At 46.9% G+C, this 19626-nt stretch carries 25 protein-coding genes and 1 pseudogene; 8 read left to right on the top strand and 18 right to left on the bottom strand.

Annotated features, from left to right (window positions below; all coding sequences use genetic code 11):
- The first annotated feature begins 2 nt into the window (after positions 1-2).
- A complete protein-coding gene (locus CKK19_RS22830; RefSeq protein WP_000952985.1) occupies positions 3-1184 on the top strand; it encodes a S49 family peptidase in 1182 nt (393 codons plus the stop codon).
- A gap of 1 nt (position 1185) precedes the next feature.
- Positions 1186-1917 carry a nuclease-related domain-containing protein gene (locus CKK19_RS22825; protein ID WP_000338612.1) on the top strand — a complete coding sequence of 244 codons (732 nt, stop codon included), beginning with the start codon at positions 1186-1188 and terminating at the stop codon, positions 1915-1917.
- A gap of 286 nt (positions 1918-2203) precedes the next feature.
- Here CKK19_RS22825 and CKK19_RS22820 read toward each other — a convergent pair whose 3' ends face one another.
- From CKK19_RS22820 to CKK19_RS22770, 11 genes are all read right to left on the bottom strand, one after another.
- Positions 2204-2557: a hypothetical protein gene (locus tag CKK19_RS22820; protein ID WP_000210769.1), complete on the bottom strand. Its 354-nt coding sequence runs from the start codon at positions 2555-2557 to the stop codon at positions 2204-2206.
- Between the two features lie 65 nt (positions 2558-2622).
- A complete protein-coding gene (locus CKK19_RS22815) occupies positions 2623-2907 on the bottom strand; it encodes a hypothetical protein (protein ID WP_001091367.1) in 285 nt (94 codons plus the stop codon).
- Between the two features lie 356 nt (positions 2908-3263).
- Entirely contained in the window at positions 3264-3563 is a 300-nt protein-coding gene (locus tag CKK19_RS22810; RefSeq protein ID WP_000442693.1) for a hypothetical protein, read from the bottom strand.
- 432 nt (positions 3564-3995) lie between these two features.
- Positions 3996-4364 (bottom strand): hypothetical protein, encoded by a 369-nt coding sequence (locus CKK19_RS22805; RefSeq protein ID WP_000537761.1) that lies wholly within the window; start codon positions 4362-4364, stop codon positions 3996-3998.
- A 225-nt stretch (positions 4365-4589) separates the two neighbouring features.
- Entirely contained in the window at positions 4590-5126 is a 537-nt protein-coding gene (locus tag CKK19_RS22800; protein ID WP_000800251.1) for a hypothetical protein, read from the bottom strand.
- 67 nt (positions 5127-5193) lie between these two features.
- Positions 5194-5631: a hypothetical protein gene (locus CKK19_RS22795; protein WP_000286108.1), complete on the bottom strand. Its 438-nt coding sequence runs from the start codon at positions 5629-5631 to the stop codon at positions 5194-5196.
- A gap of 44 nt (positions 5632-5675) precedes the next feature.
- Positions 5676-5972, bottom strand: coding sequence for a hypothetical protein (locus tag CKK19_RS22790; RefSeq protein ID WP_000856246.1), 297 nt, complete (start codon positions 5970-5972; stop codon positions 5676-5678).
- A gap of 134 nt (positions 5973-6106) precedes the next feature.
- Positions 6107-6808 carry a hypothetical protein gene (locus CKK19_RS22785; protein WP_000237191.1) on the bottom strand — a complete coding sequence of 234 codons (702 nt, stop codon included), beginning with the start codon at positions 6806-6808 and terminating at the stop codon, positions 6107-6109.
- A 314-nt stretch (positions 6809-7122) separates the two neighbouring features.
- The gene (locus tag CKK19_RS22780) at positions 7123-7404 is read right to left on the bottom strand and encodes a hypothetical protein (protein ID WP_000708863.1); all 282 of its coding nucleotides are present in this window, start codon (positions 7402-7404) and stop codon (positions 7123-7125) included.
- Between the two features lie 65 nt (positions 7405-7469).
- The gene (locus CKK19_RS22775) at positions 7470-8654 is read right to left on the bottom strand and encodes a hypothetical protein (protein WP_001272971.1); all 1185 of its coding nucleotides are present in this window, start codon (positions 8652-8654) and stop codon (positions 7470-7472) included.
- A gap of 416 nt (positions 8655-9070) precedes the next feature.
- A complete protein-coding gene (locus tag CKK19_RS22770) occupies positions 9071-9247 on the bottom strand; it encodes a hypothetical protein (protein ID WP_001371930.1) in 177 nt (58 codons plus the stop codon).
- 510 nt (positions 9248-9757) lie between these two features.
- Here CKK19_RS22770 and CKK19_RS22765 point away from each other — a divergent pair.
- The 5 genes from CKK19_RS22765 to CKK19_RS22745 all read left to right on the top strand — a co-directional run bounded on the left by CKK19_RS22765 (position 9758) and on the right by CKK19_RS22745 (position 12662).
- Positions 9758-10702, top strand: a complete 945-nt coding sequence (locus CKK19_RS22765; RefSeq protein ID WP_000778029.1) for a DUF5417 domain-containing protein — start codon at positions 9758-9760, stop codon at positions 10700-10702.
- Positions 10703-10800: 98 nt separating this feature from the next.
- A complete protein-coding gene (locus CKK19_RS22760) occupies positions 10801-11400 on the top strand; it encodes a hypothetical protein (protein ID WP_001031420.1) in 600 nt (199 codons plus the stop codon).
- A 59-nt stretch (positions 11401-11459) separates the two neighbouring features.
- Entirely contained in the window at positions 11460-11810 is a 351-nt protein-coding gene (locus CKK19_RS22755; RefSeq protein ID WP_000743059.1) for a hypothetical protein, read from the top strand.
- A gap of 46 nt (positions 11811-11856) precedes the next feature.
- A complete protein-coding gene (locus CKK19_RS22750; RefSeq protein ID WP_001015183.1) occupies positions 11857-12060 on the top strand; it encodes a hypothetical protein in 204 nt (67 codons plus the stop codon).
- A 281-nt stretch (positions 12061-12341) separates the two neighbouring features.
- A complete protein-coding gene (locus CKK19_RS22745) occupies positions 12342-12662 on the top strand; it encodes a hypothetical protein (RefSeq protein ID WP_000332796.1) in 321 nt (106 codons plus the stop codon).
- Between the two features lie 608 nt (positions 12663-13270).
- Here the strand turns inward: CKK19_RS22745 and CKK19_RS22740 are convergent.
- The 3 genes from CKK19_RS22740 to relB form a co-directional block, all read right to left on the bottom strand.
- Positions 13271-13429 (bottom strand): type I toxin-antitoxin system Hok family toxin, encoded by a 159-nt coding sequence (locus tag CKK19_RS22740; RefSeq protein WP_001447866.1) that lies wholly within the window; start codon positions 13427-13429, stop codon positions 13271-13273.
- 71 nt (positions 13430-13500) lie between these two features.
- Entirely contained in the window at positions 13501-13788 is a 288-nt protein-coding gene (gene relE / locus CKK19_RS22730) for a type II toxin-antitoxin system mRNA interferase RelE (protein WP_000323025.1), read from the bottom strand.
- A complete protein-coding gene (relB, locus tag CKK19_RS22725) occupies positions 13788-14027 on the bottom strand; it encodes a type II toxin-antitoxin system antitoxin RelB (RefSeq protein WP_000534858.1) in 240 nt (79 codons plus the stop codon). Before relB ends, relE begins: the two co-directional genes overlap by 1 nt.
- A 24-nt stretch (positions 14028-14051) precedes the next feature.
- On the opposite strand from relB, the pseudogene CKK19_RS22720 reads away from it, so the two are divergent.
- A pseudogene (locus tag CKK19_RS22720) lies at positions 14052-14168 on the top strand (hypothetical protein); the annotation flags it as partial.
- 121 nt (positions 14169-14289) lie between these two features.
- Here CKK19_RS22720 and CKK19_RS22715 read toward each other — a convergent pair.
- The 4 genes from CKK19_RS22715 to CKK19_RS22700 form a co-directional block, all read right to left on the bottom strand.
- Positions 14290-15213, bottom strand: coding sequence for a cation diffusion facilitator family transporter (locus CKK19_RS22715; protein WP_000167917.1), 924 nt, complete (start codon positions 15211-15213; stop codon positions 14290-14292).
- A gap of 199 nt (positions 15214-15412) precedes the next feature.
- Entirely contained in the window at positions 15413-15985 is a 573-nt protein-coding gene (locus CKK19_RS22710; RefSeq protein WP_001515348.1) for a cytochrome b/b6 domain-containing protein, read from the bottom strand.
- Positions 15986-16460: 475 nt separating this feature from the next.
- Positions 16461-17699, bottom strand: coding sequence for an IS110-like element ISEsa2 family transposase (locus tag CKK19_RS22705; RefSeq protein ID WP_000219087.1), 1239 nt, complete (start codon positions 17697-17699; stop codon positions 16461-16463).
- A gap of 421 nt (positions 17700-18120) precedes the next feature.
- Positions 18121-19461: an ISNCY family transposase gene (locus CKK19_RS22700; RefSeq protein ID WP_000589001.1), complete on the bottom strand. Its 1341-nt coding sequence runs from the start codon at positions 19459-19461 to the stop codon at positions 18121-18123.
- Positions 19462-19626 lie beyond the last annotated feature (165 nt).

Here is a 19626-nt window from a genome sequence, read left to right as displayed (position 1 = left end):
AGATGTTAAGCAGTAAAAAAAGGAAGTCCCCTACAAATATCAAAGAATCGCTCAATGATAACGCTGACCGTTTTTATAAGATGTTTCGCATTCATACCACGGCAAAAGTTGCTATGTCGCTAATTGCCATGACCGCTGTAGGGTTTTCTTTCTACAATCTTTACGAACAATGGCAGGACGCTGAAGGGAAGAAAGACCATATAGCTGTAATACGGATTTCTGGCGAGATGGGTACCGGCTCGGAAACGGGCGATGGAACAGTGATCGCAACAGCTCTTGCCAAAGCTTACAATAATCCCCATGCCAAAGCAGTTATTATCGAGGCAGAGTCAGGTGGTGGTGGTCCCTCTGACGCCATCATTATTTACCGCCAGATAAACGCGCTTAAAAACCACCAGCCACAGATTGAACGCGTATCAGATGCCGGTGGCTCTCTTTCATCTGTAGCCGCTGACAAGAGTAACAAAACCGGGAGCACAGAACGTGGCGATGAAGCACGGTCGAAGCAAAACTCCCTCGAAGTACTCTCCAGCGGTACCGGTCGTTTTTTCTCTGATATCGCAGACTCATATAAACCAATCATCGTTAGTGTGAAAGGCATATGCGCATCCGCATGCTATTACGCGGTATCGCCCGCTGATGCAATTTATGCCGACAGTAATGCCCTGATCGGTTCTATCGGTGTGCGTATGGACCACTGGAATCTGTCAGAGATCATGAGCACAGTAGGCGTCAAGAATGAGCCCCTTACGGCCGGTGAGTTCAAAGATGCTCTTGACCCCTTCCACCCATTGTCCGATTCAACGAGGGAGTTCATGCAGAAGGAGATCCTGAACACGATGCATGAAAAATTTATAACTGATGTTGAACTTGGACGGGGTAAAAAGCTTCTCTCGCGTCATGATGCCGATGCTGTTTCTCTCTATTCAGGCCGTGTATGGCCAACACCTCAGGCAGTTAAGTACGGCCTGGTGGATGGAGATCTTACGTCAGTAGAGATCCGTACACGTCTTTCAAAAATGTACTCCACTGACACGTTCAAAAACTACAATGAGCCTCATCGTAATCTCCGTTCTGCACTCGGCATGCTGATGAGCCTGTCTTCAAATATTGAGAGCCTTACCGGTACCACTACCCGCTTAGTAGAATCTGTTAATGCCACCAGCTACCCCTCTGTGAGGTAACATGGATGCTTTCAATCTGCTGTGGAGCATTACGGGGGTAGCTTTCATTATCCTTATTTTCGTCGTGTTGCTGTGTCTGTTGGGATTTATGACCTCTGCCATAGCGGAACGGCGGACTGCAAAGGCAATTGAATCTGGGCTTCCTGAAGAAGCTCAGGGGCTACTTAGTGATCTCACCTTTCAGTTGTCGGCTCATAGCACTACGCAGGTTGATCACATTCTCGTAGCCCCACATGGTATATACGTCATAGAGCAGAAAAACTACGTAGGCAAGCTCTACGGTACTCTGGAGGAAAGCCACTGGCGGAAATGGACTCAGTCCCGAACCCTCAAGTTGCAGAACCCGTTTAAGCAAAACCAGGGGCACATCAGGGCTATTCAGTCTGCTCTTAAGGCTAGAGAACTGGAATGTATCAATGTCGTCATCATAAACGGACGTTGTAAGTTTGATGGCATCAAGCCGGAATGGTTATGTATGGGGATGGACGATTTTATCCATAAAGTCAAACAACGACGAGGGCTACGGTTGTTCACACCGGAGTCTGTTCAGCACATCTGTTCGGTGTTGAAGTCAACAAGGAAGTCGCCAGGGCTCTATACGGACCTTACTCATATTCATAACATAACGACAAAGTACAAAGCCCCGATGAAATTCGAGCAACGAGTAACATACATTCTGCTCAACTTTATCCATTATCTGTGGGCAAGTCTGTTCACTAAGCAGAAGCCTTAGCGCTCTATCATTGGTAAGGCTGTAAAATGTCTGCAAAAGGCCCCATCGGTAAATTGTTGGGGCTTTTTCTTTGCGTAGTTCTGATACGGTTTATCCTGTGGAGCATTATGGCCACCAGCCAGCTGGTGACTGGCCAACGCTTTGTATGACGTAGCCTACTCAGGGCAGGCTATTTTAGAGGGACCGATTTTTATCCGGGCTAATTTAGAAAGAGATAATTTGAACTTAGGCGGGCTGACCACCAGCAGAGAGGTAAATCACTAGCCGGTGATATTGACAGAAGTCGTCAGGGGTTTAACGCCGGAATATTTTGCCAGGCCTCCTGCAAGGTCTGCAAGACTTCTACAAGTGATAGTGACGGCCACAGGACTGTTTCCGTCATTATCACTCCAGGTGGCTCGCACTCTACTGGTACCAGAATTAAAACAACACGAGTTCCTTTTACCTGGTAGGCAAGGTTTACTGCCGGTTGGCGGTAGGAGGCCAGTACACCCTCACCATATTGAGCAGGGTTACTTGCCCAGTTCCGCACCATTGCATACACCTGAGGCATATACCGACTATCCAGATCCCCTTTGGGCCGTCTGAACGGCACGATTTCTTCTGAGCGGTAGGTGGTCGTTGTTGTATTGGTTGTCATCTTTGTCACCTCCCCTGTTCGTCCATTTAGAGTTTTAAGCTGCTTTACACATCACACTCAACTGATTATTTAAGCTGGTCATCGTCTCTGGCCAGCATAGCCCAACCATTCGCCTGGTTTTCGCGGGAGTAAGGATTCATTTCAAAATAACTATCTACCGCGTCGCTGTCCGCAACAGAACTGTTGTTAGCTCTCTTTGAACCCTGAACCACTACAGCATCAACCTCTGCGGCTTTCCCGTTGCGCTGTACCAGGATTTTAACCGTATTGGGCTTACGTCTTGCGAGCAGTTTGTTGGCGATAAAAAGCACAACAATCCAGGCCAAAAGCACGTATAAAAATGTATTCATAATGCCCTCCTTTGTATGTGATTATTATACCTGCTTCCATTGCAGGCCAAACAGGTTCGGTGCATGAAAAATAGACTTCTCTCCGGCGTATAGCAATCTACTTACTGATCTGTTTTCGTATCAAACTGTATGGCATAACCGAGGGGCGTACGTGGTGAGTCAGAAAGTTACTTTTCCGTAATAGTTAATTTCAGATCCTTCTTCCAGTTACGCTTCAGTATAAAACCGATACCCTCTAATTCAGCATCCTTCACGTTTAATACGCTTCACTTTAAGGCAGGGCTTTTCGGTTGAAATGAATTCTTTTTCCGGTTGCTGGACATGGGTTTCATCCTGATAGTTAAAGTTGCAGGCTATCAGTCACCACCACCACCTCCGTCACCTCCTCCACCGCCACCATCACAACCACCAGCTATGCTATTTTCACCATTACAATCACCTCCGAGGGGGTTCAAATGGCTGCTCCCCTGTAGATGGTGTCCTTGCCAGATCGAACCCGAACCAGCGCCTCCTGAGCGTCTTTGCTTGCCCTGAGGCAATTGTGCAGGCTCACCAGCACCGGCGGTACCAAAAATGTCCCGGGCAATTTTATAAAGAAGGTAAAAAGGTACGCCCAGCATCATAAAAAAGATTACTGAAAATATTACACGTTCCATTGATGATCTCCTGTCTTGTGAGAGACCAGTTATATCAGGGTGATTCAGTATTTCCGTTTAGAAAAGAGTACTAATTTGGCCCTGTTCGCTCTTAATTTGCCATCCGGGAAAAAGTCATAGGGATAGGCCTGCCAGAGTCAATAACTTCCAGTGATCTGGAGGAGACCCCGGCTCTCTGAGCCCTCATGGATGGTACGGCTTTACCCCTTGTAAACAGATTCACGTTCCGCAGGACAAACATCGACTACTGACGTCTCATATTTGCTGACGCTAATCCGACGTCTCATTGCCGTCTGCTTGTTTTCTTTAAAGGGTGTATTAGACGAATATCAAATCGGAATGGTAGGGGATGTGTGGGCACCATGCCCGGCCCTCTTTGAGCATCTGAGAGATTGGAGACCTAGCCGGGTAAGATAGCTACTTTCTTACGGGTTACCCTTCAAATCCAAAGACGAAACGGACGCTGCCGTTCTCCACGTGGAGACGCTTTACTTCTTCGACAAATTCCTGGATCACCTCTCCGGCGTTATCGGGTGGTATGGCTGACAAAATTTCTTCCGAAGTCAGCCATGAGTATGAATGTTCACCGAATAAATCATCATCTTCGGACGGTATATCATCAGGTAATCCGCGTAATGCGTGGATAAAAACTGCTGATGTGCTCGCCCTTTCACGATCTACATCAAATCCGAGCCAGGCAAAGTGGAGATATGATCGGTCCCCTTTATAATTGCTTGATAAATTAATCCATTTACCAGGCTTTTCTTCCCTTTGAAATCGCCAGCAGATATCAACGCCCATTAAGAAACTCCATTACTATCGTTCGTATGAGATAACTATCATTTCAGAATACTATGACTTCTTCCCGTATAGAACTAATCGCTCACGCCATTTAGCTACTTACTTTTTTTACGTACGCTTGCAGCGCAGTACCTTGAGAGAAGTAAGTAAGACTGGGCGAAGCCAACCGGTTCCGCCACCTCGCTCACCGGCTTTTAGGCGTAAGCACTGAAGTCAGCCTCCATGCTAACTGGCGAGCCTGCGAAAGTCAGACTCGTTGTTATAAAGCGGCATATCGTAAGCAGTGTCTGAAATGAACATTCGGATCTGCTCAAGCGTCATGCCACAATGAAAACGGGTTACGCTCACATTGGCCCGGGGGAAGTCAGCACAAAATGCATTCAAAACATTCTCATGGACAATACCAATGTTGATTAACGCAGCTGGCCCGTTGTCACGGAAAGATACGACACGGAATCCCCCATACCAGCCTGACTGGGAGAAAAATGAAAATGCACTCGTTGCCAGACCATTAGACAGGTCATAGCGCAATTTCCCGCTCAGAGACTGGCTGTCTCTGCTGTACACGCGATTAATGAAAATGCCGGGACCAACTTCTACCGGCTGCTTGTTGCTTGCTAAACACGGAAAGCCCACCAGCGAAACCTCCCTTTCTCCTAACCAGTTTACCTGATACCCGGCAGTGAGAAAGTCAGTCAGTTCTACGCCAGAAAGAGCATTAATGGCCGCAATATCGGTATCCAAAATATTTACGTTTTTCATATTCATCTCATCTATATTCTAAAGTGCGTTTTTTGTCTATCAGCCCGAGGATTGAAAATTTGAATATTTAATGTGACAGAAAAATACCTGTCACCTTTTCAAAAACTGCCTGCAATTGAATATCGAGAGAGTCCATTTTAAAATCCACCAGCTCAGCTTTATTATCGCAAACCGAATAAAAATAGGAGTCAAATGCGTCTGTATCTTCATCTTTAAAAATACGGAAGGAATTAATTTTATTATGCCCTTCAAATTCGGCATGAATACCATAGCGAACCGAGCCGTCATCGAACTGAACAACCCGTCGTACAGAATTAATCCGGACGTACTGTTTTAAGGCCCTCGCGAAATCGGCATTTAACGCCAACGCTCGTAAGATTGAATCAGCGGTTTCATTCTGCTTTTTACGATCATATTCAAACATCCCACAGCCGGTGTTACGAAAGACCGGCTGAAGAGCATTAACCAGGTTGAAGGAATCCACGTTTCTGTCGTTTCTGTACATGAGATATCTCCTGCCCCTCCGCTATACGAAGGGGCTTGATAGGGTTACTGCCAGGCTGCGATCACTTCTTCGCACTGGAAATGAGATAAGCACTGCTGGAGTAAAAGGGCCAGCACCGCTGTGTTAGGGACGCGATTGTTACACCACGCGTTGAATAGCAGCTGCCATGGACCGGCATAATACCCGGCCAGTTTCTTTTTTTGTTTATCTGTGCAGCAGCTGGAAATGGCCTGCTGATAAAGGCTTTCATTCTCGGCACCAGAGCGTTGTTGCAGTGCCTGATAAATATAGGAGTAGACAGAATCGGAGCAATTAGATGCATAGGCCAGATTGGTTTTCATAATACCTCCTGTGTTTTTGGGTATTATATAAAACTCCGACCTACTGGCTAATAACCCACACTGTAATTTCTTTTAAAAACACAATAAATTTTCAAAATTGGACCAGTGTGGATTTAAGCGAGCAGTTTAAATCTTTATGAACTAGCTTTCAAAGAGGTTGGTTTTTCGGGAAGTTTTTTGCCAGACCAGCATGTTGGTTTTTTTTCTGTAGTGCAGATTAGCTGGTACCTGCCCCTTCTTACCTCTTTGAGCAATGACTGTTTGAAATATGGTAAGCCCAGTTCAAAAACCCAGTAACGACCGTCTGCAAAAACGACTGAATTTTCAACGCCATCCGAAGCCACCAAGGATGCATCATTAAGTAGACGTTCTTCATAATGAAATGGTAATGAAAATGTCAGATATAACGCACAAAGTACAAAGATTCCTGTGAGACTAACTGCCAGTGAACCACAATAACCAGAATAAACATTTAAATTTCTTTTGATAAATTTCTCATGCAAGATTACAAGCAGACAGAATACACAAGCTACCAGCCCAAATCCTACATGCAGATAAAACTGTCTTATTTCATCATTCCAGACGATGTTGTCCCATTTCGTGCTTAAGATTGAACCCAACAAGGAGATAATAAAAGCGGCAATTTGAGAACTGATAAAGTAGGAGAAAGCTGACTTTGAAGTTATTTTTTTCATAGAAACAGGAACCTCTTTACCTCGTTCCTGATCAGAGAAAAGACACAAAACGCACCATGCGCAAAAAACTGCAAGTCCAGATGCAATAATCTCGCGTAAAAACATATTAAACGTTTCCGATAATGAATAAGTAATTACCATATCCTCTCCGTAAGTCTACATATAATTCAGACGTGACAAATAATTAAAGGCATTGCTATTCTATCATTATGCATTGCGTTTAAAATCATTTCTAATTCAGCAGAGTAGCGATACAGGCATTTCGCTATCCTAAAATCTGGTAGCTTTCCATTTCCTTGCTGAGATAAATCAAAATAATTCTATTTATTGCCTATTCGGATGCTGCAAAACCTTATAAATCCGGATGTATATCACTTAACAGTGAACCATTCGGTGACTTGCTCTCCGTGAGGTCCACCGGGTTTATCCAGTAGGGAACATTCTGCTTTTACCGTTTACTGCATACGCGAGCAGGAATTCTGTTGCAGTTCTGCATTTGCCTGCTTTTCCAGTGCTGTCATAACCCGGCGGAGCATCGCCAGAGCCTGAACAGGCGAGCTCCCAAACTGCACTTTCACTTCATCCGTATCATGATCCTGAATCAGGTCGAGGATGTTCACTTCGATCCCTGCCCCGTTTTCATCTTTTGCCGTGCACTGAATACTTACCCGGGTCACCGAATCCGTCAGGACTGGCAGTGGGTTAGTCTTGTCTACGTTGATAAAAGCCTTCTTCATTGCCCTGTTTCCCCTTGTCCTGAAAAAGTTACCGACCCGTCCGGATGGAGGGGTCGGTCAGAAAATCATGCCTGTCCCTTATTCATCTTCTCAGCATGCTTACGCAGGTACTCTTTCAGGTCAGCATGAGCATTGATGATATCGTTCATTTCATCATTGGTCAGAACAAGCGTGTAAGTATCAGTGCTGACAGATTCACCTTCTTTAAGCTTGGCTTCTTCAGCAATACGTTCAAAAATCGGGATCGCGGTGTCGGCAATGACGGTCACGGTCTTTTTGTTCAGAACGCTGGACATGGATGGTGCTTTACCTGCCGGGTTCTGTTTAGGAGCGCTGTCCTTTGGAGCCGGAGCTGGTTCCTGTACCGGTGGCGTAACCAGCGTCTCTGTATTGCTTTCATCATTCAGTTGATCCGGTACCGGGGTGTTAACGGTAGCATTACCTGCCGGTTGCTCATCACCGGAGTTTTCCGGAGTCTGCGGATCTGCCATGCGCTCTTCTACCTTGGCAGCTTTGACGAATTTCAGCGTGTTTTTCGTCGCTTTACCATAGATGGAGATCGCCTTGTTGATGTTATCTACCGCATCCTCACCGCTGTACATATACTCGTCCAGCGCAACGTACATGCTCACCTGATCGCTCACAAGCATGGTCTGTAGTTCAGAAGGCAGGTCCAGTACGCGAACCATCTGGCGAAGATGCTGCTCTGATTTACCACGTTTTTTTGCCAGTTCCGCAAAGGTCTTAGGCTCTTCTTTATCTTCAACAAGACGCTTAATTGAAAGCGCTTCAGCTACGACAGACAGCGCCAGGTTGGAGTTGCCGGTCAGGGTGAAGAGTTCTGCTTTTGAAGCGCTACCGCGAAACTCTTCGCAGCGAATACGAGTAATGCGTTCACGCCCTTCTGCTTCCAGCTGGCGGTTTGCAATAGCGATGGAACGGATACGGCAAGCCCCCTGACGCAGTACAGGTACGCCATTAACCATCTGAACAACGATAGGCGTCACGCTGAACGGGTCTTCCATGTAGGCATCGGCCAGGCTGTTCAGGTGTTCCACAACGTGAGGCATTGAATAGTAGAGCTCGCCCATACCGGCCGTGCGGGTGTTAAAGCCTTCCTGCTCTACAACAACCGAAGGGTCAATGATAAGGCCGTTACCTTTACGGGCACCGTTACCAGTGCGTTCCAGGTAACCACGAAGGCTGATTTCGTTGCTGTTGTTTTTTACTTCAGTTTCGATTGCGGACATTTTTGTTCTCTCTTTTGGTTGGTTGTTTAACTGCGCTACAACACAACAATACCAGGTTCGACATTTTTTCTAATAGGTTGCACAGAAGAAAAAGTAACTTTTCTTAAAAAAAATTCCTGAGACAATACTACTCGATCCGTCCGTTTTAAATCTTCACAACAGTGGGCCGTTTTTACGTTTAAGCAAAATAGCTGGTTCAGAAGGTGAGTCGGAGAGAAAAGTTACTTTTCCGGTTGTCTGGGCCAGTGATGAGAGAGTGGCAGGACAGGAATGGCTAAACCGGTGCGGGTCTCTTGTAAGTCGCAGGGGATTGAGGAGATATAGAGGTAAACCGGTACGTTCAGTTTTTGGATTGAGCCGGGCTTTTGGCCCGGGCTTAAGGAAGCGGAAATTTGAACGAACTGGCAGGTAATGATTTATGCCGCCGACAGCTGGCCGTCAGTGCTTTGCTGTTCTGGTTTGACAGTTGGGGGATAACCGGCAGTTAGCCGCTGGCATTCCGCATCACAGAAAGCCCTGAGGTTGCTGAAGACGGACTCCATGAAATCAGCATGAGCATACGAGTCTACAGGACGTGTCTTGTTATCTTTCATCTTGTTCTCCTCAATCATTATTAAAACCAGCGGATTTAGTTCCTGGCGCTCCATCTGCTGACCGGCTTTCCCAGAGAGCAGCGATGTGTCGGGTTCTGTTTCTCATTTTATCGTTTTCATCGGGCCCATCCGGCCGTATAAGAGACCGATTTGGCATGTTTAAGAAACGTACTGGCGACATTAAAAGCTGAGGTTGGCTTTGGAATAAAAGGATACTTTTCCCGTTTGTCAGGTCTTTCGCTACCGCTGCACGATGATTCTGTCAGGCATTCTGCGCCCTCCTTGGCTGTACATCTTGAAACAAGCGGTGGGATGTTCCCTTCCCCCTGCTCACCGCAGAATAATTGGCAAGTCCCGACGGTCGTTCCGTACGAGCCGGGTCCAAATAATGAATAAATACAACGCCACTTCAATTGTATTGACAATAGAAGTTAGGAGGATCATAGTGTCATTCATGGTGCGGCTTTCGCACCACCGCCCCGGCGGTACCGGGCAGAACTGGAGTACCTCATGAAACTTTCCCGTCAGACGACTTCTGATACTTCTGTTGATGGCCGTTCACGCGCATATGCCTGGGGCCGTGTCCATTATTTCATTATCGAACATGCACCAATGGCTGAGCTGGTCGCTATTGACGAGCTGCTGGAAAAAGCTGGCTGGAGCAATGACGGCTGTCCGAACTATGAGAAAGATGACGAGTTTGGTAATGCTGGTTACAGCTGTGGTTACTGGATCGATATTGACAGCGTGGGAAGCTTCAAGGCTGACTACAAACGTCTTAAGGGTGAGATTAGTGCGCATATCGCCTCAAAGGCGGCAGAGGTGGAGATCCGCGTACTGGACTCGATGTCCGACAAAGAATGTAAAGATGTTGCCTCGGTGGCATGTACTGTTCGCCGTGACTTACGTACGCAGTCCGAATCGCTTCATTCACTGCGTACTATCGTAACGGTTGATCATTACAATCCCTATGTGATCACCAGCCGCCCGCTGAGCATTTCCGCCTGGACACTTATCCACGACTGTCTGAAAACCGGCACCATCAATGACGTCTGTTCACGGTTGAGTTCATTAATCCTGCACTCTGAAGCCGCGATTGCCCGTTGTAAGGGAAGCTCCGACTACTCTTCGGAACACGCTCAGCTATCGTTTTTTGCTGGTAACGACTATGTCACCAGACGCACCCTTGTTGATGCAGCTCACGAAGAGGCTCTGCGAATGAACCGCCGCTTTGATGAACGTATTGCAATGAACGCGGATTCTGATGCCAGAAGGCTCCAGTGCGAATTCAACCTGAGCAACCATGTCGTACAGCGTCGGACCGTTGAATCTGCTCATATCCAGGCAATCAACGAAGACGTCACCCGTTCACAGGCGGAACCACGCTGCCCTGGAAAGCTTCTTCTGAAAATGACCAGTCATGAGGAAGTGCGGGACTCACTGAGCACCTGTTAGTCCAGCGACACCCCCTGCGGCTCTACTACCGGGCCGCAGTCTGCTCCGGCCAGATGGTGCCAGTGGCGTAATGAATTTGTTTAATAAGGCTGAGTATGATGAATAAAGAACAACTAATCGACAAACTGGAACGCGTGGTATGTGGTCAGTACTCCTACGAAATGCAGGAGCTTGCGTATTCGGCCCTCTGCTGCATTAAAGGCACCCCGGACGACTGCGCTAAGTTCCCTGTTACGCGTCCGCTGCCTGACACCTTAGTGGACGTATGGGACGAGATCGGGCAATACCTTGGCACAGGCAAAGCCATTGAAACTCGCAGTTGCGGCGTTTCGCTTCTGCTTCATGGACACTGCTACGATTCAAATCATGTGCTGTACTGGCGCAATGCTGGCGCACTTCCAGCAGCTTGCGATACGCCACTGGCTGGTGGGTCTCGCAAACTGTTCACCTGCTCAGCCTGTGGAGTGGACGGTCTGGATGAACCACCTGAAACCAGTTGCCACTGCTGCACAGAGGGGGCCCACTGGATTGAGAGCAGGCTCTTCACCTCCGGGCAGGCAGACCCTGAAGAATTTAGACCCGTGGCGGTCGTGAAAGAGTGTGCAGGCTCAACGCCGGATGATCGGCTCATCTGGAGCGTGATTGAACAGCTCAACGGCGAACTGGCGGAAGGCGATAAACTATTTAAGCGACGCTGACAGATCACGTCAGCATTTATATCAGACGAACTCCAGAATAATTTAAAGCAACCATGAACATGAAAAAGCCCAAAGCTGCATTACAGAATGCCATGAAAGAAGATGTGCCAGCTGTGACACAGATTCAGATGCGATCTACGGTTTCCAGAAAGGTTCGCTATGTAAAACAGGCAAATCGAGAGGGTCTGAAATTATCTGAGTGGATGTCGCGGCATCTCGACGCTGTCTGTGATACCGCAGATGAGATTCATAAAGGCAAACGCTCAACTCCGGTTGCGCCTGGGAAGATTCCCCCTGAGGTATACCAGGTGATATACGATCAGTGCGGCGGGTTCGTGGAGTGTGATGCTAATGCCCAGGTAATCTGGGAAGCCTGCCGTGATGCCATTCTTAACGGAGACAAAGGGTAAACGGCAGGTATCGCCTGTCATTTTTACCCTTGTGAGGAAAATCCTGATGAACCATGAGAGCCGAACTGTATACCTGAACACGGCCATTGAGGCCCTGTTGAAAGCTGAGGCGGCTCTGAACGAGCTGGCATTAGCCTATGTACTCAAACCAGGTGAAAAGGCAAGCGCATGCCATCCCCGAACCGGTACGCTTTCCACAGCTTCCCAGGTAAGAAAACTTCGCCGTGTTCTAGAAAAAAACAAGTTATGACGGCCCTTATACGCTGGCATAATGTACCGTGCTTCGCTCATCCCAGCAGTATGGGTTTTAAACTCTTCCATTTTTAAGAGTACGGGAAGAGCCTTATTATTGTCGCATACCCTACGGATGCATTGCAGTTCAAACCGCTGTTCGGTGCAATTATTGCTGTATCCGGCGGATTTGAAAATGACAGAAATAGTGATGTAAAGCTCCGCCATTAAAGAAATGCCCCGTAGTTTGGCGAATCAACTTTCTGAATTATCTCGATGAACACCATTTAAGGAAATCGAATGTGTGATTTTTGCAGGGCTGACGAAAATTACTTTCATATGGCAGAATGCGTGTATGACCAACTGGTTAAAGAGTATCCCGTAATGTGGCTGCGGGATTCAACCCGGATCGGGGCCTGCTACCTCTGTCGAGAACTGCTGTCGCCGGAGGGGATGGTCCTGGCGATGCAGAGCGCTTTCCCTGCGAAGGGATGGCGGCTGCGTATTTGGTACAATGAAACCATTGACGAAGAGATAGAACCGCAGCGTGGAGACTGTATTGAGCTGTCCTCCAGGGCGGACGCTCTGCTGTCCTTCATGTCGTTCCAGGAAAAGGTTTAGCGCTGCGGCCCCCCTCACAAAAAGGCGCTTTCCGCGACAAATCTGGTACGACCGGACAACGTTGAGTCAATTCTTGCTTCCCCGCAGAAGAATCCCTATGAAGTAAAGTAGAGGTAGGCATTACGCCCACCAGCAAACCTGATAACTGTTCTTTGCGTAACATCCTCAAACTTCTGGTGCCTTCGTAGACTGCGATGCGAATGCCCATGAGCTGAATTCACCGTATCATTTGACCGGATGCAGCGAGAACAGAAATGACAATGTTTGAACGATTTGCCAGACGGCCATAAAACTCTACTGGGTACAGAATAAGGACTGACCGCAATGGCTACGTTCTATGAGCTACCGACCAGTGAGAAGTCCATTGTTTCCGGTACGTGCCCGGACGAGCACCGGTGAAATTTTTCCCGACTGGATTACGCTAAGGCTTTTGAACGGTTTGCGTGAAGTGGGACTCTTTGGGTCTGGTTCTTGATTTATACAAAAGGCTATATGCCACAAGACGGGAGGAAAAAAGGGTTTCCCCGACTGGAGAAACCCTTTCAAAAGGTGCCGATGGCATACTAATCCACACCCCGAAAAGAGGGGGTTGCCCCCCTCTTTGTCAGCTACTTACCGGATTCGTAGGCCAGGATAGCAGATACCTCCCTTGTTCCGTCTTTCATCCGCAACTCGCAAAGCGAGTTTCGTGTGAGCCAGGTGAATATCAACAGCGTTAAACAAACTATTAATATGCACAAAACAATGGGTTGGTTCGGCATTTTCATGGCCTTCTTCTCCTGTCAACGCAAAGCAGAAGTGTCACCATCGGTGCGAAACAGAGATGTCATGCTTTGGTTCAGAGAATGCGTTTGACCGCCTCGCTATATACTTCCGAGCGTTCTCTTTTCCCAACAGAAATCACGAAAACGACAACTTTCTCGTCTATAACCTGGTATACAAGGCGATAGCCTGAAGACCGGAGCTTAATCTTGTAACAATCAGGCATACCACGGAGCTTGTTTGCTTCAATCCGGGGTGACTCAAGTACTTCAACCAGCTTCTTTTTCAACTGTTCACGTACCGTCGAGCCCAGCTTTCGCCATTCCTTTAGTGCCCGCTCGTCAAAATCCAGAAAATACGCCATCAGAGTTCATCCAGCGTCACACGTACTGGCTTAGGATTACGAAGTCGTTCTTTCACTATCTCCACAAGTTCAGCATCTTCATCACTCAGGAGTGTCTGTTTGAACGGCAAGCGTTCATTGTCAGCGATATACTCGAGCATGAGACGAAGCGCTTCAGAAGGAGTTACGCCCATTTTTTCAAGCGCGGCGTAAGAACGCGCTTTAAGTTCATCGTCAATACGTAGGTTAATGCTACCCATGTCTTACACCCCTTGTAATTACAAATGTCATTACAAGTATCGCACTACAACATGCTTAGGGCAAGTCACGAAGTAAGTCAGAAAGTAGTCGTAAGAACGGTGATCACTGTCCGCTTTGTGCCAGAAGCGGACTTTTTAAAAATATTGCGTGCCCAACAATTGGGCGCAGGTCACATCAAGTACCCTCAGAATTATAGAGAATACCTGAAATTTTTGTAGAGCGAGGTTTGTTACCCTGCCCGACCAGCGACATGTGGTTAGTTTAGTGATCAGAAATGTCGAGCGTTTGGTCGTTCATTGACGCGGGATCTTCCAACGGTTCCACATGAGTGGTGATATGGATAAAAGGCAGTGCGGTGCGGATATCATTCTCTATACGCTCGGCCCAGTCGTGCCCATATTGAACAGTCCATCGCCCAGGAACTAGGATGTGCATTGTCATAAACGCCCGCCCGCCAGCCTGGCGTGTACGTAGTGCATGGAAATCAAGCCCCTGTTCACGATATCCTGCCAGCAGTGACTCGATTTTTTTGAGTTCTTCCGTGGGTAGCGATACGTCCATCAGACCTGCAGCTGAACGACTCATAAGCTGATAACCAGTCCAAACGATGTTGGCTGCGACCAGCAATGCAACGATCGGATCGACCCAAAACCAGCCGGTCAGATAAACCAGTCCGACACCAAAAATGACACCGACCGACGTCCAGACATCGGTCAGCAGGTGATGAGCATCTGCCTCAAGAGTGATAGAGTTGTGCTGCCTGCCAGCCCTTAACAAAATGCGAGCCGTCACAAAATTAAGGATTGATGCGACTGTTGAAACCAGTAATCCGAGACCAATCTCCTCAAGCGGCTGTGGAGTTAACATCCGCTCAACTGCGGTATAGGCGATACTGGCTGCCGCCAATAGGATCAGAAATCCTTCGAAAGCACTCGAGAAATATTCGGCTTTGCCGTGCCCATATGCATGGTTCTCATCGGCCGGAAGCGCAGCCAAGGTCAGCATCCAGAGCGCCATTAGGGCTCCTGCGAGGTTAACTACGGATTCGATGGCATCAGATAGCAGACCGACCGAACCGGTCATTTTCCACGCCACACCTTTGAGTCCGATAGTGGCAATAGCCGTGGCAATGGAAAGCCAAGCGTAGTGCGTCAGCGGACGAGGTAACCCTTTTGTTTTAGTCATTATTAACTTCCTAAAATAGGACGACTAACTCACATTTCTATCCATGATAGATAATTAAACAATCATTTCGCCATGAATATTTTTTCGTTTTTATTAAATTTAATTAAAAAGTCTCTGCAAGTGCTGTTTCATCTTCTAGTAAACTAAATTTTATTTTTAGGGTTTTCTTCAACTTGAAGTAATATTATCTCACAACAGATTAGTCACTTAGGTTAACTGAGCGGCTTTTATATTTTTCAATTAAAATATGCAAAACTCCCATTGCACCATGTGCATAAAAATAGACCTCAATGAAAGTAGTAAAGAACTTATGCCAGTGGATTACTGTTTCAGCCAGATTTGACTGCATGGTATTCAACAAGAACCATAGGCCACCTGAAAGTGCTACAATTAGCAATGCTAGAACTCCAAATCCTTGGATTGTACTGGCAATACCTCCCGAATGTGCATCGGGCAGTCGGAAACTAGTCAACGTTTTTATATCTTGCTTAATACCACTAAAGTCAAGCCCTACCCATGAAAAATAATAAGTAAAACCTCTTTGAGTAAGCATCCAACTTAACATAATAAAACCACAAATAATCAGTCCTAACCCTGAAATAATGTGCATCCAGGTTATAACTCCTTCAAGACTATGTTCACCAATTGCTTCGGTCTCTGTCAGATTAGAGTTAATAATTTGTGATAATATTAGAAATGCCACAATGATGTGAAGAATACGAAAAAAAGGAGCGTAATCATGGGGTAATAGATTCCAGAGTCGCAATTTCATTAATGAGTCCTTAGTAAATTTATCGATGATCTTAATCATACAAAAGAATTATTAGGATAACCTTAATTCTTAAAATTGCAGCAGGCATTAGTTCACCTCTGATATGGCCACTTGCGAAATGGGAATGGTAACTGTTATTACTATGTGTTTACTTGCTGTTCTTGTTACGCAGCCCCTTAAACACATTACTTTCAAATATGATTTCCTGCTGGGTTTAAATATGTGTCTTTCTATAGTGCGGCAACCTATTTTTACACCAACTCATGAATTAAATAAGAATCATAAATTAAATGAGAGGTTTAATTCTCTTGCTTAACGCGATGATATTAAATGGAAATTTTAATTTTTGTAATTTATTAAACAGTTAGAATGAGACATGGTAAATACGATCTTCCTTTAGATAATTCTGATAGCACTTTTTCTACTGGGCAGTCTGCAATGTCCGCTTCACGCCCTGAGACATTCGACAAGCTTTTTATGGCTTCAGTAAGGGCGAGTGTCTCGCTTCGAGAGCCAGCAAATATTTCGCTTCGTCATAACAGGTTCTGGCCTTCCAGCAGCGGTAAATGATCCTTATCCATTTGAACGCCAGTGCCCGGATCGCAGACTGATGAGATTTGCCCTTTTCTCTAAGGCCCTGATAATACAGTTTGGCCCAGTATGATGAATTAACCGTCTTGGCAGCCCATTCAACAAAGGTCTGCCTGACGAACTTGGCACATTGCCATCGCCAGTGAACCCATGATTTTTGGCCGCTTCGTTCGGTCACCGGTGCTATACCTGCGTAGTTTTGAATTTCTTCAGCGCTGTTAAACCGGTCACGATTATCACCAAGTGCAGCAAGCATCCGTGGGCCCATGCACGGTCCCATGCCCGGAAGTGATTTGAACAGCCCCGCATCTGGCAATGTGTCAAACAGCGTTTCGATTCGTTCGTCATAGGTTTTGATGATTTCACTCACGACTTTAATTTGTGTCGCCAGTGCTGCTGCCATCAAAGCATTAGCCTCTATAACACTCGGGTCTGTAGTCAATGGGATCGCATTATCAATACTCGCAACACGTTGCTCGGTAAGGGCCATAGCGCGACCACCTTTGGCATTCAGAAAGTTGCGGATCGTGTCGCGTCTGGCTCGTTTCAGTTGTTGCAGACTGGGCCACCGGATAATCAGCTCACACAACAGTAAGCTACCCCGATGTGAGAACCACTCCAGTGGCTGAGGATAATACTGTTTAAGCGTGTTGATTATCCGGTTCACAAAGCGTCGTTTATCTTCAACCAACTGACGACGTTGCTCAACCAGTTGCTGAAGTAAGCGAATATCCGCATTGTCGGGTTCAATAGCTTTTATCTTCTGGGGGTAACGCAGCATTAACTCTAATGCCAGCTCGGCATCCTGCGGATCATCTTTAGCGCCGCTGGGCGAGAAGGCTTGCCGATAACGAGCCAGGGACAATGCGTGGACGGGGAAAACGGTGATAAAGGGGTATTTTTGAAGAGCATATACCACGGGGCCCTTCTTCAGTTCGAGAGCTATTGCGATTCTACCTTTTACTTTCTGGTGTAACTCAGTAAGCCAGGCATCAAGCGCTTCTGCTGTATGTTCAATCACATCGAATACGCGTTCACCGTTTTTAAACTGAACACAGACATCGTGTTTTTTATCAGCCCAGTCCAGACCAACGTGCGCAGCAAATTGATTAGTCACAGTCATCACCAACTCCTTTTTATCGGGGATTGGTATGCATTCCACGCTCTTCGAAAGAAATATAGCCAGCAGTTTATCTGCATGCCCTGAGTATTCGTTAGCGAACGTGGAGCACCTACTGGCTCGAAAGAAAAGCGGCGATCATCACATGATTCTCGCTCAATATTCGTAACCAGTAAGCGCATACCCTGAATCACTTCAAAGTGTAATTCTCAGGGTACGAATGACTATATCTCGCTCTTAGCGGACATTAGCATAGGCTATTTACCATAACGCCGCATTACGCGTACCGCTCAGACGGCCTGAGCGCGTTTCTGACGTGTCCCCGTTAAAAACAGTAACAAACCACCCGAAAATGCACGCCAGAAACGCTACGTAAGAATCTATCCTATGACTGGATATGCACTCAACTGAATAACGCCTGGTTTCAGTCCATTTTATCGGGATCAGCCTTCTTTCTGGGTAATTTAGGGGGCTTCACTTGCTGATTACTTTGCGTGCGGCGCGTGAGCCAAGGATGGTCAGCTTTAGGTTTTACGTAGAATTTTGAGCGTAAATCAAAACGGGCATTATCCACACGTTCATGGACACTTTTTTCATCATCCAGTGGTATAGGCTCCGGGCCATCAACATATTTTTCCCATCCCAACGCTTTCCCATCATACAGAACCTTAATTTCACCGTTAAAGCTTTCGCATACCGTGACAACCGAATGCCGAAGTCGATATCCCCGGCCTTCACTGCGAATCTGAAACGCACTGCTTTTGTACTGGAAAGTGAGATTTTTGGAGAGAACGCGCTTCGCCTGGAGGCTGAAGATATAACCCAGTTCCTCTTCAGAATGGTGTACATCAAGATGGGCGTTATCAGCAATACGAGGCGGCGTAGCAAACCGGTTGTTATAGGCTTCAATAAAGGTCGGCAACCATGCGTTTGCTGTTTCAATATCACTGATACCCTGAAGCCGCATTTCTTTGACCAGCCTGTCCTGCAGTGTCTGATTGGCACGCTCTACCCGCCCTTTTGCCTGCGGGCTGTTGGCATGGATTGGCTCGATGCCCAGTGTCTTTATCGCACGTGTGAACTGAGTCAACTCTCCTTCCCGCTCCGGGTTATTTACTCTGAATATACTGTGTCTGTCAGAATAGAGAGCCAGTGGTACGCCATGATCATTAAGGTAACCCCGGAGGGTTTCCATGTAAGCCCGGGTTGTTTCTGCAGGAGCGAATCGTAGCGCCATCAGAGCGCTGGTAGCATCATCGATAAAGACTATCAGTGTGCATTTGGGGCCCCGACCTTCAAACCAGTCATGAGGCGAGCCATCAATCTGGATGAGTTCACCGTAGGATGGGCGCCGCATCCGGCGCTGATAAATTCGGGCAAACTTACGACGACGTTCGCGCCATATGCCCTCCTCTACCATCCACTTCCTGAGAGTTTCAATGGATAAACACAAGCCGTGTATCTCGCGCAATTTTTCGCACGCAAGCGTAGGTCCAAAATCAGCGTAGCGGCCTTTGAGGAGTGAAATTACTGTTGCTCTGAATTCGGTAGAAAAGGAATTATTGGGACGCTTTCCACGTCGGCGGGAAACTAGACCAGAAGGCCCTTCATTTCTATACCGTTGCACCAGACGTTTAACCTGCCGAATAGAAATGCCAATGCGTGCCGCAGCTTGTTCCTGAGTAATATGGCGATTAAGTGACTCCTGAATAATGTGAAGTCGGTCGAGTTCCTTATGACTCATCGTAACAGTCTCTTTGATCATGAAAAATCCCCCAGAGAATTGTCTGGGGACATTTTAGAATGGTTCAAAGGGGACATTACAGCTTGGTGTTAACAATGGCCTTCTTCTCCTTGCATTTAAGCAGGCAAGAGGCTACTCTGAATGTGACTAGCATACAGGGGCCTCGGGTTGTACTGACCCCAAAAA

This window comes from Enterobacter sp. CCUG 70166 (assembly GCF_020224095.1).
GTDB lineage: Bacteria > Pseudomonadota > Gammaproteobacteria > Enterobacterales > Enterobacteriaceae > Enterobacter > Enterobacter intestinihominis.
The sequence above is the reverse complement of the archived record's forward strand: the minus strand, read 5'-3'. Positions and strand labels throughout refer to the sequence as shown.

Bases quoted from the DNA above. Each gene is read 5' to 3' on its own strand.
- CKK19_RS22830 (WP_000952985.1), top strand. From the start codon at position 3: ATGTTAAGCAGTAAAAAAAGGAAGTCCCCTACAAATATCAAAGAATCG.
- CKK19_RS22825 (WP_000338612.1), top strand. From the start codon at position 1,186: ATGGATGCTTTCAATCTGCTGTGGAGCATTACGGGGGTAGCTTTCATT.
- CKK19_RS22820 (WP_000210769.1), bottom strand. From the start codon at position 2,557: ATGACAACCAATACAACAACGACCACCTACCGCTCAGAAGAAATCGTG.
- CKK19_RS22815 (WP_001091367.1), bottom strand. From the start codon at position 2,907: ATGAATACATTTTTATACGTGCTTTTGGCCTGGATTGTTGTGCTTTTT.
- CKK19_RS22810 (WP_000442693.1), bottom strand. From the start codon at position 3,563: ATGGAACGTGTAATATTTTCAGTAATCTTTTTTATGATGCTGGGCGTA.
- CKK19_RS22805 (WP_000537761.1), bottom strand. From the start codon at position 4,364: ATGGGCGTTGATATCTGCTGGCGATTTCAAAGGGAAGAAAAGCCTGGT.
- CKK19_RS22800 (WP_000800251.1), bottom strand. From the start codon at position 5,126: ATGAAAAACGTAAATATTTTGGATACCGATATTGCGGCCATTAATGCT.
- CKK19_RS22795 (WP_000286108.1), bottom strand. From the start codon at position 5,631: ATGTACAGAAACGACAGAAACGTGGATTCCTTCAACCTGGTTAATGCT.
- CKK19_RS22790 (WP_000856246.1), bottom strand. From the start codon at position 5,972: ATGAAAACCAATCTGGCCTATGCATCTAATTGCTCCGATTCTGTCTAC.
- CKK19_RS22785 (WP_000237191.1), bottom strand. From the start codon at position 6,808: ATGGTAATTACTTATTCATTATCGGAAACGTTTAATATGTTTTTACGC.
- CKK19_RS22780 (WP_000708863.1), bottom strand. From the start codon at position 7,404: ATGAAGAAGGCTTTTATCAACGTAGACAAGACTAACCCACTGCCAGTC.
- CKK19_RS22775 (WP_001272971.1), bottom strand. From the start codon at position 8,654: ATGTCCGCAATCGAAACTGAAGTAAAAAACAACAGCAACGAAATCAGC.
- CKK19_RS22770 (WP_001371930.1), bottom strand. From the start codon at position 9,247: ATGAAAGATAACAAGACACGTCCTGTAGACTCGTATGCTCATGCTGAT.
- CKK19_RS22765 (WP_000778029.1), top strand. From the start codon at position 9,758: ATGAAACTTTCCCGTCAGACGACTTCTGATACTTCTGTTGATGGCCGT.
- CKK19_RS22760 (WP_001031420.1), top strand. From the start codon at position 10,801: ATGAATAAAGAACAACTAATCGACAAACTGGAACGCGTGGTATGTGGT.
- CKK19_RS22755 (WP_000743059.1), top strand. From the start codon at position 11,460: ATGAAAAAGCCCAAAGCTGCATTACAGAATGCCATGAAAGAAGATGTG.
- CKK19_RS22750 (WP_001015183.1), top strand. From the start codon at position 11,857: ATGAACCATGAGAGCCGAACTGTATACCTGAACACGGCCATTGAGGCC.
- CKK19_RS22745 (WP_000332796.1), top strand. From the start codon at position 12,342: ATGTGTGATTTTTGCAGGGCTGACGAAAATTACTTTCATATGGCAGAA.
- CKK19_RS22740 (WP_001447866.1), bottom strand. From the start codon at position 13,429: ATGAAAATGCCGAACCAACCCATTGTTTTGTGCATATTAATAGTTTGT.
- relE (WP_000323025.1), bottom strand. From the start codon at position 13,788: ATGGCGTATTTTCTGGATTTTGACGAGCGGGCACTAAAGGAATGGCGA.
- relB (WP_000534858.1), bottom strand. From the start codon at position 14,027: ATGGGTAGCATTAACCTACGTATTGACGATGAACTTAAAGCGCGTTCT.
- CKK19_RS22715 (WP_000167917.1), bottom strand. From the start codon at position 15,213: ATGACTAAAACAAAAGGGTTACCTCGTCCGCTGACGCACTACGCTTGG.
- CKK19_RS22710 (WP_001515348.1), bottom strand. From the start codon at position 15,985: ATGAAATTGCGACTCTGGAATCTATTACCCCATGATTACGCTCCTTTT.
- CKK19_RS22705 (WP_000219087.1), bottom strand. From the start codon at position 17,699: ATGACTGTGACTAATCAATTTGCTGCGCACGTTGGTCTGGACTGGGCT.
- CKK19_RS22700 (WP_000589001.1), bottom strand. From the start codon at position 19,461: ATGATCAAAGAGACTGTTACGATGAGTCATAAGGAACTCGACCGACTT.